This is a genomic window from Mediterraneibacter flintii (assembly GCF_055387595.1).
Genome location: NZ_AP031405.1, coordinates 3,064,990 through 3,081,438, shown reverse-complemented (window position 1 = coordinate 3,081,438; position 16,449 = coordinate 3,064,990). Strand labels below are relative to the sequence as shown.

Annotated in this window: 10 protein-coding genes, 1 tRNA gene and 1 rRNA gene; 10 read left to right on the top strand and 2 right to left on the bottom strand. The window is 42.0% G+C overall.

Features of this window, described 5'->3' with window-relative positions; all coding sequences use genetic code 11:
• The first annotated feature begins 76 nt into the window (after positions 1-76).
• Positions 77-2,973, top strand: a 23S ribosomal RNA gene (locus ACZ5C4_RS14755).
• A gap of 291 nt (positions 2,974-3,264) precedes the next feature.
• Here the strand turns inward: ACZ5C4_RS14755 and ACZ5C4_RS14750 are convergent.
• Positions 3,265-4,251, bottom strand: coding sequence for a MerR family transcriptional regulator (locus ACZ5C4_RS14750; protein WP_464521679.1), 987 nt, complete (start codon positions 4,249-4,251; stop codon positions 3,265-3,267).
• Between the two features lie 181 nt (positions 4,252-4,432).
• Here ACZ5C4_RS14750 and baiCD point away from each other — a divergent pair, with 181 nt between their 5' ends.
• The 4 genes from baiCD to ACZ5C4_RS14730 all read left to right on the top strand — a co-directional run bounded on the left by baiCD (position 4,433) and on the right by ACZ5C4_RS14730 (position 10,033).
• Entirely contained in the window at positions 4,433-7,906 is a 3,474-nt protein-coding gene (gene baiCD, locus ACZ5C4_RS14745) for a bile acid Fe-S flavoenzyme BaiCD (protein ID WP_464521678.1), read from the top strand.
• A gap of 232 nt (positions 7,907-8,138) precedes the next feature.
• Complete coding sequence (locus tag ACZ5C4_RS14740) at positions 8,139-8,819, top strand: hypothetical protein (protein ID WP_464521677.1); 681 nt, start codon at positions 8,139-8,141, stop codon at positions 8,817-8,819.
• Between the two features lie 339 nt (positions 8,820-9,158).
• Positions 9,159-9,229, top strand: a tRNA-Trp gene (locus ACZ5C4_RS14735).
• Between the two features lie 657 nt (positions 9,230-9,886).
• Complete coding sequence (locus ACZ5C4_RS14730; RefSeq protein WP_464521676.1) at positions 9,887-10,033, top strand: hypothetical protein; 147 nt, start codon at positions 9,887-9,889, stop codon at positions 10,031-10,033.
• Between the two features lie 228 nt (positions 10,034-10,261).
• Here the strand turns inward: ACZ5C4_RS14730 and ACZ5C4_RS14725 are convergent, their stop codons facing one another.
• Positions 10,262-10,486: a helix-turn-helix domain-containing protein gene (locus ACZ5C4_RS14725; protein ID WP_464521675.1), complete on the bottom strand. Its 225-nt coding sequence runs from the start codon at positions 10,484-10,486 to the stop codon at positions 10,262-10,264.
• Between the two features lie 224 nt (positions 10,487-10,710).
• Between ACZ5C4_RS14725 and ACZ5C4_RS14720 the strand changes: the two genes are divergently transcribed.
• The 5 genes from ACZ5C4_RS14720 to ACZ5C4_RS14700 are packed head-to-tail and all read left to right on the top strand — an operon-like array spanning position 10,711 to position 16,323.
• Complete coding sequence (locus ACZ5C4_RS14720; protein ID WP_464521674.1) at positions 10,711-13,152, top strand: DUF7604 domain-containing protein; 2,442 nt, start codon at positions 10,711-10,713, stop codon at positions 13,150-13,152.
• Positions 13,153-13,192: 40 nt separating this feature from the next.
• The gene (locus ACZ5C4_RS14715; protein ID WP_464521673.1) at positions 13,193-14,374 is read left to right on the top strand and encodes a DUF7601 domain-containing protein; all 1,182 of its coding nucleotides are present in this window, start codon (positions 13,193-13,195) and stop codon (positions 14,372-14,374) included.
• A 4-nt stretch (positions 14,375-14,378) separates the two neighbouring features.
• The gene (srtB, locus tag ACZ5C4_RS14710; protein ID WP_464521672.1) at positions 14,379-15,146 is read left to right on the top strand and encodes a class B sortase; all 768 of its coding nucleotides are present in this window, start codon (positions 14,379-14,381) and stop codon (positions 15,144-15,146) included.
• Positions 15,143-15,670, top strand: a complete 528-nt coding sequence (lepB, locus tag ACZ5C4_RS14705) for a signal peptidase I (protein ID WP_464521671.1) — start codon at positions 15,143-15,145, stop codon at positions 15,668-15,670. The genes srtB and lepB overlap by 4 nt, the downstream gene beginning before the upstream one ends.
• A gap of 23 nt (positions 15,671-15,693) precedes the next feature.
• Positions 15,694-16,323, top strand: coding sequence for a Spy0128 family protein (locus ACZ5C4_RS14700; protein ID WP_464521670.1), 630 nt, complete (start codon positions 15,694-15,696; stop codon positions 16,321-16,323).
• Positions 16,324-16,449: the final 126 nt, after the last annotated feature.

The window sequence follows — 16,449 nt, the reverse complement described above, 5'->3', positions numbered from 1 at the left end:
AAATTGACCTAGAACCAACGCGTGTAACGCTATACACGTGTGGATGACCATTCATTCCCGTGAATGGGAGTCAGTTGGTTATGCTAATAAGAGCGTATGGTGGATGCCTAGGCACTAAGAGCCGATGAAGGACGTGATAAGCTGCGAAAAGCTTCGGGGAGGGGCAAATACCCATCGATCCGGAGATATCCGAATGGGGGAACCCACTTGAGAAAACCTCAAGTATCCTTACGTGAATCCATAGGGTAAGGAAGGGAACCCGGTGAACTGAAACATCTAAGTAGCCGGAGGAAGAGAAAACAACAGTGATTCCGAAAGTAGCGGCGAGCGAAATCGGAAGAGCCCAAACCAGGGTGCGTGCATCCTGGGGTTCGGACCGCATAATTGATTCATCAAGAGTAGCAGAATGGTTTTGGGAAAGCCAGCCAGAGAGGGTGAAAGCCCCGTAAGCGAAACTTAAGATGACAAGGCGGAATCCAGAGTAGGTCGAGACACGAGAAACCTTGACTGAATATGCGGGGACCACCCCGTAAGGCTAAATACTCCTTAGTGACCGATAGCGCATAGTACTGTGAAGGAAAGGTGAAAAGGACCCCGGGAGGGGAGTGAAAGAGAACCTGAAACCATATGTTTACAAGCTGTGGAAGCGCTTTAAATGCGCAACCGCGTACTTTTTGTAGAACGGTCCGGCGAGTTGCGTCGTCTGGCGAGGTTAAGCACTAAAAGGTGTGGAGCCGAAGGGAAACCAAGTCTGAAAAGGGCGGTTAAGTCAGACGGAGCAGACCCGAAACCGGGTGATCTATCCATGTCCAGGTTGAAGTTGCCGTAAAAGGCAATGGAGGACCGAACCCACATCCGTTGAAAAGGGTGGGGATGAGGTGTGGATAGGGGAGAAATTCCAATCGAACCCGGAGATAGCTGGTTCTCCTCGAAATAGCTTTAGGGCTAGCCTCATGCAAGTCTTACGGAGGTAGAGCACTGAATTCCTAAGGGGGCGTCAAAGCTTACCAAGGGATATCAAACTCCGAATGCCGTGTAGATGGTGCATGGGAGTCAGACTATCCGAGATAAGTTGGGTGGTCGAAAGGGAAAGAGCCCAGACCTGCAGCTAAGGTCCCAAAATGTGTGTTAAGTGGAAAAGGATGTGGGATTTCAAAGACAACTAGGATGTTGGCTTAGAAGCAGCCATACATTAAAAGAGTGCGTAATAGCTCACTAGTCGAGAGGTCCTGCGCCGAAAATGTCCGGGGCTAAAACACACTACCGAAGCTTAGGAATATATGAATGTATATTGGTAGAGGAGCATTCTTAACGAGAAGAAGCTGTACCGGAAGGAGCAGTGGATTGTTAAGAAGAGAGAATGCCGGAATGAGTAGCGAGAGGAAGGTGAGAATCCTTCCGGCCGAATATCTAAGGTTTCCAGAGTAAAGCTGATCTGCTCTGGGTAAGTCGGGGCCTAAGGTGAGGTCGAAAGACGTAGCCGATGGACAACAGGTTGAAATTCCTGTACTATCTTATAACAGAACTGTGGGGACGCAGAGAGAGAGCACGAGCCGGGAATGGAAAGCCCGGTACAAGCGAGGTAGGAGTGCATAAGGCAAATCCGGTGCACAATCCGAAGACGTGAAGTGGAGCGAACTAAGAGTAGCGAAGCGTGTGAGCTAGCTGCCAAGAAAAGCCGCTATTGTTTGTAAGATACCCGTACCGTAAACCGACACAGGTGGATGAGGAGAGAATCCTAAGGCCGACGGGAGAAGCATTGTTAAGGAACTCGGCAAAATGACTCCGTAACTTCGGGAGAAGGAGTGCCAGGTAAGACTGGCCGCAGAGAATTGGCCCAAGCAACTGTTTAGCAAAAACACAGGTCTATGCAAAACCGAAAGGTGAGGTATATGGGCTGACGCCTGCCCGGTGCTGGAAGGTTAAGGGGAGAGGTTAGTGGCAACACGAAGCTTTGAACTTAAGCCCCAGTAAACGGCGGCCGTAACTATAACGGTCCTAAGGTAGCGAAATTCCTTGTCGGGTAAGTTCCGACCCGCACGAAAGGCGTAATGATTTGGGCACTGTCTCAACAATGCACCCGGTGAAATTGAAATACCAGTGAAGATGCTGGTTACCTGCGCCAGGACGGAAAGACCCCATGGAGCTTTACTCCAGCTTGATACTGGGATTCGGTATTGCATGTACAGGATAGGTGGGAGACAAGGAAATGGTAACGCCAGTTACCATGGAGTCGCTGTTGGGATACCACCCTTGCAGTATTGGGTTTCTAACCAGCAGCCGTGAACCGGCTGGGGGACAATGTCAGGTGGGGAGTTTGACTGGGGCGGTCGCCTCCGAAAGGGTATCGGAGGCGCTCAAAGGTTCCCTCAGAATGGTCGGAAACCATTCGGAGAGTGTAAAGGCAGAAGGGAGCTTGACTGCGACACCGACGGGTGGAGCAGGTACGAAAGTAGGACTTAGTGATCCGGTGGTATAAAGTGGGATTGCCATCGCTCAACGGATAAAAGCTACCCTGGGGATAACAGGCTTATCACTCCCAAGAGTTCACATCGACGGAGTGGTTTGGCACCTCGATGTCGGCTCATCGCATCCTGGGGCTGAAGTAGGTCCCAAGGGTTGGGCTGTTCGCCCATTAAAGCGGTACGCGAGCTGGGTTCAGAACGTCGTGAGACAGTTCGGTCCCTATCCGGCGTGGGCGTAGGATATTTGAGAGGAGCTGTCCTTAGTACGAGAGGACCGGGATGGACTGGCCGCTGGTGAATCTGTTGTTCTGCCAAGGGCATAGCAGAGTAGCCAAGCCGGGAAGGGATAAACGCTGAAGGCATCTAAGCGTGAAGCCCCCCTCAAGAAGAGATATCCCATAGCGAAAGCTAGTAAGACCCCTTGAAGACGACGAGGTAGATAGGGCAGAGGTGGAAGCATGGTAACATGTGGAGCTGACTGTTACTAATAGGTCGAGGGCATAACCAAAGCAAGAGCACTTAGTGAAGGCGAGCGAAGCGAAGGCTGAGGTTAGTACGAAGCTTGTTCGAAGGAACTTAGCGAGGTATTAACGAGCTTAGTGATTCGAACTTCATTAAGGTGCGAAGCACAGGTGATAGGTTGGATGGATTCTTTTATATGTAGTTTTGAAGGTATAGGAGAAAGAGAGAGCTGAAGTGGATGAATACTTCGGTTCTTTTTTTGTAGAAAAAAGCTTCCGTACTCTGTAAATAGTCAGTATTATAGACATAGCGGGATAGTCAATAAAAGATTATCCCGCTATTTTTCAAAACGAATACTGGAAAAAGCTTCTAAAGCCGCGTGATGGCAACATTCTAAGTCCAGGAAATCTCCTAGGATATGATACATTTGCTCTAATAATGCAGTATCTTGATTTTGCAGATCTTCATATAAATAGGTACAGACTTTATGGATGTTCTCCCTGTATTTTGCAAAAAACGGAGAAATCTGTGAAATGATACTTTGCTCTTTTGAAGAATCATAAATACGCATGGAAGGCAGATAGAAAGAATGATAATTGCGTTTCCAGTGATTTACGAGTTGTGTTTTTTTTAGATTTTGAGAGATGGATTGCTTTAAAGTTTCTACATAGCTGTGACATCCCTTATCATCTAATGATACCACATAAGCAAAGTGAATTCTCTGTCCTTTGTAAAGCTCTTCTAGTTCTTTAGGCTGGAGGGAATCCAGATATCTGGAAAGTGTCTCATAGTCAGTGTTGTCGCTTTCCGATACGAGAAGATTGATTTTGGCCCATAAAAACTCCTGAAAATCATTTTGGAGATCATCTGGGATAAAAGGGCTCCATAAGTATCGGTTCAATACACTGGAATCCTTAGGAGTGCTGCGCAGTTCCTCCTTATCGACTGCGGCTGGAATCTGAGCTTTGAGCATGGCTTGGTATAAAGTGTCCAGATGTATTTGCAGAGGAAGGTTATTAATAACGTATTTGATGCTCTCTATTGTCTTTTCCAGATATTCTTTCTGCTTTCTCAATGTAGACAGATAATTGCTCAGATAATAAGAGGCTGTTGCCGGTTCCTTTATAATGGAGCGAATCATAGAAATAGGAAAGCCGGCATTGCGGAATTTGCTGATTAGAATCAGTTGTTGAATATCCTCTTCATGGAAGTCATAATATCCGTTTTCTTTGTTGATTGACGGAGACAGTAAATCTTCTTTGATATAAAAATGTATGGTTCTTTTTTTCATACCAGTTTTCTGGCTTACTTCTTGAATTTTCATAAATAAAGTATACACCTTGATGTAAGGTTTTGAAAGTAAAAAAGAGAAAAATATTAGAAATCAGGAAAAATATAAACGATATATTTGATAATAATCGGTTTATATAAAATATTGACAGTACACTATGTGTATAGACTATACTGAAAAAAACGATAAGCTCAAGTCAAAAGGAGGGATTTTCATGTATGAAAAAATGTTTGAGCCTATAAAGATTCGTGGAATGGAAATGAAAAACAGGGTTGTTTATTCTGCTGCAGGAACGAAATTCTCTGGGAAACAGGGGAGCTTTGTGACAGATCAATTAATTGATTATCATGTAGCCAGAGCTAAGGGTGGCAGTGGACTGAACATTGTGGAGGTGTCCAGTGTACATACCCCCAGTGCTCCAAGGAACTTTTTATCAATATCAGAAGATATATATGTGCCCGGATTGGAGAAACTGGTAGATGCGATCCATGAGGCAGGAGGCAAGGCTGCTATTCAGTTGTGGCAGGGAGGACTTGCTGTCGGCAGTGATAAAACGGCACAGATACTTGTTTCTTCAGACATGCCAGTGAGCGCTGAAATGACATTGCCGGGAATCAATCGTGAACAGATTAAAGAAGTTGTGGAGTGCTTCGGCAGAGCTGCAAAAAGAGCCAGCGAATGTGGGTTTGATGCAGTAGAGTTTCATTGTGCACATAATTATCTGCCACATTCTTTCTTAAGTGGTGGAATGAATCATAGAACAGATGAATATGGCGGTAGTCTGGAGAATCGCGCAAAATTTCCATTAGAATGTATTCGTGCCATCCGTGCAAACCTGAAAGATGAGATGCCGCTGTTTATGCGTATTGATGCCCAGGATGACTATTTGGAAAATGGAATGACCATTGAGGATACCATTACTTTTTGTAATTGGGCGAAAGATGCAGGTGTAGACGTGCTGGATGTTTCAAGAGGGAATTTTATTTCTGCGGGAATTAAATACGAAGTACCATCGATTGATACACCGCAGGGATTTAATATTGATAATGCGGCAAAAATCCGCAAAGGAACCGGAATGCTTACGATTGGTGTCGGAAGAATTAATACGCCGGATATTGCAGAAAAGGCACTTGCAGAAGATAAAGTGGATATGGTTGTTATGTGCAGGGCACAGTATGCTGATCCTGAATTCTTAAATAAAGTAAAGGCAGGAAAATTAGACGAGATTACATATTGTATCGGCTGTGATCAAGGATGCTATGATGGATTTGAAAATATGGACACACCGCATGTTACATGTATGTTAAATCCGGCAATCGGACGTGAGAAAGAGTGTGAAATTATTCAGACCGATAAACCAGAGACCGTTCTGATCGCAGGCGGTGGCATAGCTGGTTTGAAAGCGGCAATTACACTTAAGAAGAGAGGGCATAATCCAATCTTAATGGAGGCGGGAGATTCACTTGGTGGTCAGTTCGTATTGGCAGGCAAGGCTCCGCGCAAGAAAGAGATGGAAGATGCTGTTCTTCTAATGGCCAGGCAGGCGGAGAAACTCGGCGTAGACATTCGCCTGAATACAAAGGTTACAGCCGAAACTATCAGAGAGATGAAGCCACATACATTTATCAATGCGATTGGAGCAGAACCACTGATTCCAAATATTCCAGGGAAAGAACTGGCATGTGTGACAAATGCCCATGATGTCCTTGCCGGAACAAGAGAAATCAGCGGAAAGGTCGTTGTTATTGGCGGTGGGCTTGTAGGAACGGAAGCGGCTGAATTTGCAGCAGCCAGAGGATGTAAAGTTACAATTCTTGAAATGCTTCCGGAAATTGCGGCAGATTTGGGAAGTGTCAGAAAGGCGTGTGTACTGGAAAATGTATATGCGGCAGGCATTGTTCCTGTTTGTGAAGCCACTGTTAAAGAAATTCAGGACGGTAAGGTCATTGCAGAAAAGGCCGGAGAGACGCTGACATTTGACTGTGATCATGCAGTGATTGCAATCGGCTCCAAGTCAAGGTGCGGTAAGGAACTGGAGAAAGCCTGTCGAGAAAGCGGTGTTGCTTATTTCTGTGTAGGAGATGCGTATGGTGCAAGACGGGCATTGAATGCCGTCAGAGAAGCATTTGATGTGGCGCTGACATTTGATAAGGAAGAGGTTAGAAGAGATGCGCTCAAACCCCAAAAGACGGTATTTTTGACCGGCGCTTCAGGAACAATGGGGCAAGAGACATTAAAGCAGCTGCTTGCTCGGTCTTCCAGGTTTAAAGTGCGTGCAATTGTGCGGGACTCAAAGAAGAATAGAGAACTGATGAAAAAATATGTCTGTCCGGCATTGGAAATTGTCTGGGGAGATATGACGGATTATGAGACTATGCTCAAATGTATAACAGGAGCTGATTATGTGCTGCATATTGGAGCGATGGTGTCTCCGATGGCAGATGATTATCCAAAAGAGACGTTGTATACCAATATTGGTTCTACACTGAATATCATAAAAGCAATTAAAGAACAGCCTGATCCGGATAAAGTACATTTTGCTTATGTAGGAACAGTTGCCATGACCGGACACCGGCTGGATCCTATTCAGTTTGGACGTGTGGGTGATCCGATTTGTCCGTCATTCTTTGATTATTATGCATTGAGTAAAGTATTTTCAGAAATGGCTGTGTTCGACAGCGGCTTAAAACACTGGGTAAGCATTCGGCAGACCGGACAGCATCCGTCAAACTCAGCGGCAGGGAATCTGCCTATTATTACACATCAGTCGCCAAACAATGTATTGGAGTGGGCTACGTCTATCGAATCCGGTATCTGTATGGCGAATCTTTGTGAGGATTGGGTTCCAGAAAATTTCTGGCGTAAGGCCTATAACCTGAGCAGTGGGGAAGGTTACCGACTGACGACCTGGGAGCTGATGGATATTAATCTAGGAGCATTCAATATTGGACTTAAGGATGTGCATGATTCAAAACATCTGGCGAAATACAACTTCCACGGTCAGTATTATACGGACTCCAAAGCACTGGATGATATTCTTCATTTCCGCTGTATCCCAGCAGAAGCGTACTGGGAGGGTGTGCGTGAAGAAATGCGCAGGATGGCGAGGAATCCGATGATTGCATCAAGGTTCCCGACAGCAGAGCAGATGTTTGAGAATAACAAGCAGATTGGACATAAACGAATGGGAACCTATTGGATGCTCGAGAACAACGAAGAAGATTGGATCAAGGCGTTTTATGGTTCCAGAGAGCAGTTCGAGAATATTCCGGATTGGGATGAATATAAATTGTATCATCCAAGTGAGGAAGAGACTTTCCTGGATCATGGCTATGACGAATCCAAGACTTTGGAAGAACTGACGCTGGAAGATTTACAAGGAATTGCAAAATTCCGAGGCGGAGAGTGTCTTGCGGAAGAAGTGAAGGATATTTACACACCGATCAAATGGAAGAGTGCAGAGGGCTATGAATTTGAAATGAGTGTAAATGCAGTTGTACAGGGAGGACACTGGGCACCGGAATGTCTCAAGGAGGCATGGACATACGGCACACAGGCGAAGTATAATCCATTCTTAGGGCAGGTGTGGTGGCCAATACATCCGGAAACAGATGATTATTCCATTAAAATGGAATATAGCGCATATGACATCTGCAATGAATTAAAAGAAAAATTAGGCTTGAAATAGAAGCTAAGGCGAACTGTACGGGAAGTAATTCATGTCCGAGCAATTCGCGTACATGAAGCGGAGGGAGCTGTTGCAAAGGCAGAAGAGTAATCTGCCGGAGCAATGGCTCCTGTTCAATGGGGGAGCTTTAATAAATGAATAAAAAATATAACATGCGCTGACAGAATTCTTCTTTTTTTTCCTGTAGGATATGCTAAACTGTGGCAAGCCAGAGGAAAAAGGAGGATAAGAAATGAAAAAAAAGAAACAATATGGGATTATCGCACTGGTGCTTATTTTAGTAGTTGTAATAGCAGCGGGATACTATTTCTACATAAATCGTTTTGACGCCAGCGCTTATGTAAAAGCGGTTTTAGATGTATCTTATAAAAATGAAATACAAGAGTATGTGGAATTAACAGATACATCAGAAAAAGAGGCGAAGCAGATTTTTGAGAATAACTTAAATGTAACCATGGAAGAATTTGATTCACTGGAGTTGCCAGATGAACTGTCAGGCAAGTACAGGGAGCTTTTTGAAAATATTGCGAAGAAAGTAAATTATACAGTTGGAGAAGGCGTAAAAGATGAAGATGGGAATTATACAGTTGAGGTGATGGTGAAACCTATTACACTGTTTGATGATACATATGATACTTTTCAGGAAAAGGCAAAAGATTATGCAGAACAAATTTCTAATGATGTAATGGGAGGTGCAGAGATACCGACGGACGAACAAATGCAAAATGATGTGTATCAGATTTATTATGAAGTTTTAAAATCGGCGTGTGATGCAGGGTTAAAGTATGGAGAAGCAGAAAAAATAACTCTTCATGTTGTCAAGACAGAAGAGAAAGGATATGAAATACAGGATAAAGATATGCAGGTATTGGACTCGGCGCTTATTTCAGAAAAAGAATTGGCAACAGAATAACGAATTACAAGTCTTGTTTTTAGAGTAACTTAGGCATATATGACATTATAAGTAAATAACCAAACTTATAGATAACCTTGGTTCAGTGATAGTTGTTCTGAGGTTATCTTCTCTTTACAAGGACACACACCTCAATCGTCTGCCTTATAAAGTACGAAAATCTTCATAACTGAGGTCGAAGAGTCGAAAAGAAAGGGTATCTATTCTATTAAATAAAAGTGTTTACTGTCAGGAATAAGCAGATGAAACTATACAGGAGAAATTTACAAAATTACTTGACAACAAAAGGCTGGCAAAGTATAATAATCAAGTGACTGATAAATCAGTCACATATAAAGTAGGGGATTGGTCAAATGGTATGATAGGGGTCTCCAAAACCTTTGGTGGGAGTTCGATTCTCTCATCCCCTGTTTTAGAAAATGCTGGAAACCGTTGATTTTACTGGGTTTTCAGCGTTTTTATTTTTTCGCAAAAACAAAAGGTAATCAAACTACTAAAAGAAAGGAAAATGCTAAGGGTGTTTCTTTTAGTAATTTAAACAAAAGTTAATACGAAATGTGTATGAACGCTGAACAGTAGCGTTCTTTGTTCTGCCCGATGTGAAATAGAACACAAGGTAGAACACAAATAAAAAGAGCCTTTTTCGTGTTGTTGGTTTCTGACACTTGATTGTCAAGAAGTGTAGTACCGTAGGTCTTTCGGATTTTATGCATTGGTCTGAATGGAATATCAAGACTTTTACAGGTTCGTCTTAATGCTCCGCTGAATTTTCTGATTTTAATTCTTTGCCCATTTTCTTCAAGAGAAATTCTTTCGGAACATGGTTCAGTTCCCTAATGCGCTTTATAATCTATATTGCAAAGCTGTTAAGAATAATATGCCTGTTTCCTGCCTCGGATTTAGCAAAATTTTGTACCGCCTCTCAGTTGTTTGATATTTGGATATACTGTGAATAATAAGATTATCTATGTAGTTGTCAGTGTAGACAAAGATTGTATAGGAGGTATAACTGTATATTTCTCAAATACGGATAAATTTGAATCACGATACGGGAAGAAGCCCTTGCAATGTTAGATAACGTATATACGAATATATGCGAAAAACAAGTCTATAAAAAACTAATGACAAAAAGCCATCAGATTATTTATAAAATACTGGAAGAACAGAAGGAAGTTGTGCTTGTATTTATAAAATATGTAAAGATGAATGTTTAGATAACTATATGACCGGAGCTCTTGAATTTTCAAGAGTTCCGGTATTTTTATGAAAGAATTTTAATACAATCGGTTTATAAGGAGCCTACATTGTCGGAATATGTGCATTTTCAAATAATTTTCCCATTTTTATTGAGAGAATAAAACAGACACTTAACTGAACAGTTATTCAGTATAAGTATTTTAGAGATGCAGGAGATAGTAGAAAAATATATTTCTGCATAAAAACTAAACAATTGGAAAAGTATTTTTTATATTACTGATTCCGGATATATAATTCATATCTACATTATAAAATCTTGCTAATTTTATTAATGAATCAATGGGAATCCTTGTTTTTCCCAGCTCGTAATCCGCATAGGTACGCTGTCCGACATTCAAAAGACTGGCAATTTGTGTCTGTGTGTAGTCATTATCTTCCCTTAAAGCACGAATCCGTTTTTTATAATCCATAAACTCACCTCATGGATATTGTATGTTAGCGGTATATACTCTATTAGGTTTTAGAGTAAAAAACTCTATTGACATTTAGAGTAATAAACTCTAAAATAAGAAAAGATACGATATTGTATGTATCAAAAAGCAGGCAGAGAAGACAGGTGAGACAAAGTACAAAAAATATAACAGTGAAAAACTGCAGGCAAATTAAAAAGAAGATAGGTGGGGTGAGAAAAACAGTGAAAAAAATACGGAAATGGTTGGCGGTATTTCTTGTAATGTCAATCTGTATGACATGCAGTCTGGGAATGAGAAGTTTCAGTGGAGAAGACAATTCTGCAAATCATACGAAGACGGAAGAGGATCTGACAGATGGAAAAGATGATGCAACTCCGCCTGCGGGCAATGGAGAGGAAGAGACTGTAGATATAGGCGAGAACAACAAGGAACAGACGGAAGAGTCAGAGAATACAGAGGAGACAGAAAGCAAAGAACAAACAGAGGATGTAGAAAACGGAGATATAGAAACTTCACAAGGTACAGAGCAGGAACAAAATGACAGTGAAGCAGAGGAGACGGAAGAGGTTTCTCTGTACACAACAGAAAATACATTAGCTGTAAATTCAACAGAACAAGTTGTGCCAAAACATAGAAAATATGTGGAGGACAATGGAGACGGCAGTTATACGCTGACTTTGGAAGTACAGGGGATGTCAGAGACAGAAACGGAAGTCAAACCCAGTGACATCATTGTACTGATGGACGTGTCAGGAAGTATGATTTATCCAATTAACGAGGAATCAGAATTCCATACATTGGATCCAGAGGATACAGAAGGAGATGCTATAAGTAGAATCACGTTGGCGAGAAATGCACTAGGGAATCTTACAGACAGTGTGCTTACAGAGGCGCAGAAGAAGGGAATTGATAACCGGATTTCTCTGATTGGCTTTTCACTGTATGCGCAGGCGCGATATCCCGAAACATGGAATACATGGGGAAATGATGCGGCGGCATTTATGCATAAGGTACCTACATACTATAATTTATGTGTTTTTTATGATCAATATCTGGGAACAAATCTGCAAAACGGTCTACAGAGGATGTTAGAGCAATTAAAAGCTTCTGATCCTGACAGAGAAAAATACATTCTTGTCATTTCTGATGGAGAACCACAGAACTATATGGAAAATGACGATATGAATGGCACCGCGACCGGAGCAGGACTAACGGAAGAGGAAAATATACTAGCGGCGTATCAGGCTGCTATAAGAAGCGGACAGGAATATAAAGATTATTTGAATAAAAATCCAGATATAAAAAAGCAGACCCATATGTACTTTATGGCTTTGGGAGGCAAGCAGAATATACAACGATTAGAAGCATTTGGAATATGGCTGGGAGCAGACTATACATTTGCTAACAATGCGAACGATTTAGAAGAACTTTTTGAAAATGTAACAAAAGAAATCAATAAAGAATGTTATGACGTTACGATCACAGACACGTTAAGTGAATATGCAGTGCTAGACGGTTCGTTTCAGTATACAGCAAAAATGACAAAAAATGGAAAGACAACGAATATTCCGTCTGAAGCAGGGGTCAAAGTTTCCTATAACAGCAATGCAAAGACAGTCACAATGGACTTTGCAGATGATTATACACTGGATCCGGAAGCTACATATTCCGTCAGCTTTGACATCACAGCGTCACAGGAAGCTAAAGACTATTTAGGAGAGCATATGATGTTCCCGCATCTTGGAGAAGCCGATACAGGTCAAACAAGCGCGTCAAGAGAAGGCTTCTTCAGCAATAAAGAAGCGGTTCTCACATACTCATTCGGAAAAAGCATAGATCAGAAGGTGTACTTTAATAAGCCGGTTATCCAGACAGAGCTCACAAAGATTCCAGTACAAAAGGTTTGGAAAGAGGGTACAAGCGACAGACCATCTTCTGTTACTGTCAATTTATATCAGGATGGGGTGAAATTCAGAACAATTACCTTACGAGAATCGGGGGATTGGAAAGGAACCTTTACCAATATTCCACCAGGGCATACGTACAGGATAGAAGAAGTCCCTCTGGAGAATTACGAGAGTGAAATATTTCCTGCTGATGCGGCAGAGGGAACCGATATGCTGGAGATGCTTGAAGACGGTGTAAGGATTGAAAACAGCGATATATACCGCGGAGAAGTGACGATTACAAAACAAGTAGAGGGAACAGGCGGCGACTACGGAAAGGAATTTGAGATAGAACTGCAATTGCAGCGCAGACCGCTGCGGAGCGTGTATGATTTCAACGGAACGTTGGAAAAAGACGATGGAACAAAGCTGCAGTTTCAAAACGGTAAGGCATCTCTAAAGCTCAAATCAGGAGAAAGCGTCACCTTAAAGGGGATTCCGATACATGGAGGATGGACACTGATTGTACAGGAAGCGGCAGCCTCATCGAAGGGATATGAGGTGGAATATAACGGGGAAAAAACCGATAATTTCCAAAAAGACTATGCAAAATACAGTTATAAGGCAGAGGTCATTGTGACGAACAGAAAAGACATCGTGCCGGTTACGGATGTAAAAGGAATAGACCGTACAGGAATGATTCTTGTGCTGTCAGCGGCGGGATTATTAGGAGTTATGTTTGCCTGCCGGAGAGTAAAGAGAAATAAACATAGATAATTATGTTTATGATAAAAGGGCAATATAAGGAGGTAGAAAAATGTTGCGAAAGAAAATATTAGGTTTGGTGATGGCTGGAGCAGTCATCCTGACCGGCATGTGCGGTACGGGAAATACCGTCAATGCCGCGGGAACCGAAAAACAGGTTTCCATTACAAAAACAATAGAAATGGATAAGAATGTATCTAAGGCACCGGATGCGGATTTCACTTTTTCTTTTACGAAAAATACGACCGCCGCATCAGGGCTGCAGACAAATGGGATTACGATTCCAGATGTAACAATATCCTTTGCGGGGACAGAGACAGGGACAGTATCCGGCGATTTAAGAAAGGTAAGTAAAGAAGGCGTGCTGAAATACAATGGGCATGACTTAAGAGGAACAGATTTTCCGGATACAGGAATCTATGCTTATACGGTAAAGGAAACAAATACAAATTTAACAAAGGAGTCAGAGTTTGACACAATCAAAAATTCGAAGGCAGAGTATATTCTCTTCCTTACAGTAACAAACAGCGAGGCAGACAATACAAAGATCATCAGTGATCTTGTAATCAAGCAGACAAAGACAGACGAAGGAACGACACCGGGAGGAAACGGCAAAGTAGACGCGGCAGAATTTACGAATATTTATGAGAAAAACGCCGGACCAAATCCAGATCCGCACGATCCGGATCCAGACCCAGATCCGGATCCAGATTTAGCTCTGATTATCGACAAGACAGTAACAGGAAATTTAGGAGATAAAACAAAGGTCTTTAATTTCGAAATTACGATGACGAAGAACGCGACCGCTGATGCCGATGCTACCTATACCGGAACTATTTATACCAGTAAAGGAACATCTACGGGAAGAACAGTAGAGGTTCCTGTCGGACAGAAACGTGTGTTTACTTTGAGTCATGGAGAAGTGTTGAAATTCCCTAATGTACCGGTAGGAACTACATATAAATTAAATGAGACAGCAGTACAGAACTATTCGACAACAGTAACCGGAATGGAAAGCGGAAAAGAAATCAGCGAGACGACAATGACAAGCTTCTCCGCAAAGACCCATCTGATAGGAGAAGGAGAAAACAGAGCGTCTGTAGAAAATGAATACAACTCCAATCCAATTACAGGAATTTTTACAAATAATCTGCCATACATTCTTTTGATTGGTGCGGCTGTGATTGGATTTGCTTTATATCTGGTAGCAAAAAGACGCATGAGAAGATATTAAAAGGATGAAATTCGGAAAGTTTTTTTTCCGCTGTGCGAACAGCATCGTCGAACTGACGGTGCTGACGTGCATTTTATTGCTTGCGGGGTTCGGCTGCTACGGAATCTGGGATTCCAATCAGATATACCAGGAAGCAGATAAGGCGCGGTATGAGGAATACAGACCGGGAGAAGAGACACTTTCCTTTGAAGAGCTGCGCAGGTTAAATGAGGAAGTATTTGGGTGGCTCACTGTCTATGGAACCAATATAGATTATCCTCTGGTACAGGCAGAAGACAATGAGAAATATGTAAATACGGATGCAAGCGGAGAATTCTCTTTGTCCGGCGCGTTATTTTTAGATTACCGCAACGAGCAGGACTTCAGTGATTTTAACAGTATCATTTATGGACATCATATGAATAAAGAGAGAATGTTTGGTGAGCTGTATAAATTTGAAAATCAAGAATATTTTGATGAGCACCAGTATGGGGAAATATTTTATGATAACGACTGGCATGGAATAGAATTCTTTGCCTTTGTTAAGGCAGATGCATACGATAGAAATATTTATAGTCCGGCGGTGAGTGAAATAGAACAAAGAGAAGCATACCTGGATTACCTGGAAGAAAAAGCGCTTTGCACTAGGGAGATGAACATTAGTACAGGAGAACATATTATACTTTTAAGTACATGTACATCAGACATTACAAACGGAAGACATATTTTGGTTGGAAAAATTACGGATAAGATCCATAAGAATCCATTTAAAGAAGAAAGCAGGAAAAAATGATGAGAAAACAGACAGTACAGAGAGAAAAAGAGTTTTCCTGGTGGAGAGAATTTGGTTTGCTGTTGGGAAAGATAGTCGGAATCGGAATCTTTTTTCTCATTTTAGTCACCTTTTTTCTGGGAATATTAAGAGTGGATGATGAGGATATGCTGCCGTCTGTAAAAGAGGGCGATCTGGCAGTTTATAACAGGCTAGATAAAGATTACCAGTTTTGGGACTGCATTGTACTAGAACAAGAAGGTAAGTCGATGGTACGAAGGGTAGTTGCCGTAGAAGGCGATACAGTGGACATTACAGAAGACGGATTGGAAGTAAATGGATATTTGCAGCAGGAAAATCTGATATATGAAAAAACACGCCGTTATGAAGAGGGAATTGATTTTCCGGTAACACTTAAGGCAAATGAAGTGTTTGTACTGGGAGATGCCAGAGAAAATGCGACAGACAGCAGAGTTTACGGAGTGGTGAATATAGAAGAAACAAAAGGAAAGGTCATGCTTATTATAAGGAAGCGTGGATTTTAGAGCTCGCAAAACGGAGAATAAATATGGTTTGTAAAAAGGAAAAGAGAAAAAGAAGGATTACAGGGATTGTCCTGGCAGTGTTGGCAATGCTGTTCTGTGGTATGGAGGCTTCTGCCGGAACGAGCGTTTCTCTGGAGATTCCTGTGACACAGGAATGGACGGTAAAAGGAACGGCGCCGGAGGAAGCGGGCACTTTCCAGTATAAGCTGCTTCCTTTGGAGGAAGGGAACCCTATGCCGAAAGACAAAAAGGAATATACCTTTGAAATTGCAGGGAACCGTACAGTGAAATTAGAACCGATAGAGTATCACAGGACAGGCATATATACTTACCAGCTTATGCAGGTATTACCAGAAGAAAAGGCAAAAGGGTATACATATGACGAGGAAGTGTACACGATACAAGTCTATGTAGTAAATAAAGGAGAAGATTTGGCTACAGAGATAGTGATACAGGATGCCTCTGGAAGTAAAAGCGGAGAAATCTTATTTAGAAATAAATATGAAAAAATAATTACAAGTGTACACAGGGAGGATGTTAAAACAGGAGATAATACCTCGAATATAGTATATCTGGAACTTTTAGTCCTGTCAGCAGGAGCTTTTTGCTTTCTGCTGATACATCAGAAAATAAGGCAGAAGAATGTTTCATAAACAATAGTGGCTTACAGGTTTTTCTTTTCAAGATAATAGGAAAGAAGAGCCTGTAAGTTTTTTATGTATAGGAAACTGCGTTCCCTATACAATAAAACCCTCCGGGGGATGCACACTGCGCCCAAA

Bases quoted from the DNA above. Each gene is read 5' to 3' on its own strand.
- ACZ5C4_RS14750 (WP_464521679.1), bottom strand. From the start codon at position 4,251: ATGAAAATTCAAGAAGTAAGCCAGAAAACTGGTATGAAAAAAAGAACC.
- baiCD (WP_464521678.1), top strand. From the start codon at position 4,433: ATGTATGAAAAAATGTTTGAGCCTATAAAGATTCGTGGAATGGAAATG.
- ACZ5C4_RS14740 (WP_464521677.1), top strand. From the start codon at position 8,139: ATGAAAAAAAAGAAACAATATGGGATTATCGCACTGGTGCTTATTTTA.
- ACZ5C4_RS14730 (WP_464521676.1), top strand. From the start codon at position 9,887: ATGTTAGATAACGTATATACGAATATATGCGAAAAACAAGTCTATAAA.
- ACZ5C4_RS14725 (WP_464521675.1), bottom strand. From the start codon at position 10,486: ATGGATTATAAAAAACGGATTCGTGCTTTAAGGGAAGATAATGACTAC.
- ACZ5C4_RS14715 (WP_464521673.1), top strand. From the start codon at position 13,193: ATGTTGCGAAAGAAAATATTAGGTTTGGTGATGGCTGGAGCAGTCATC.
- srtB (WP_464521672.1), top strand. From the start codon at position 14,379: ATGAAATTCGGAAAGTTTTTTTTCCGCTGTGCGAACAGCATCGTCGAA.
- lepB (WP_464521671.1), top strand. From the start codon at position 15,143: ATGATGAGAAAACAGACAGTACAGAGAGAAAAAGAGTTTTCCTGGTGG.
- ACZ5C4_RS14700 (WP_464521670.1), top strand. From the start codon at position 15,694: ATGGTTTGTAAAAAGGAAAAGAGAAAAAGAAGGATTACAGGGATTGTC.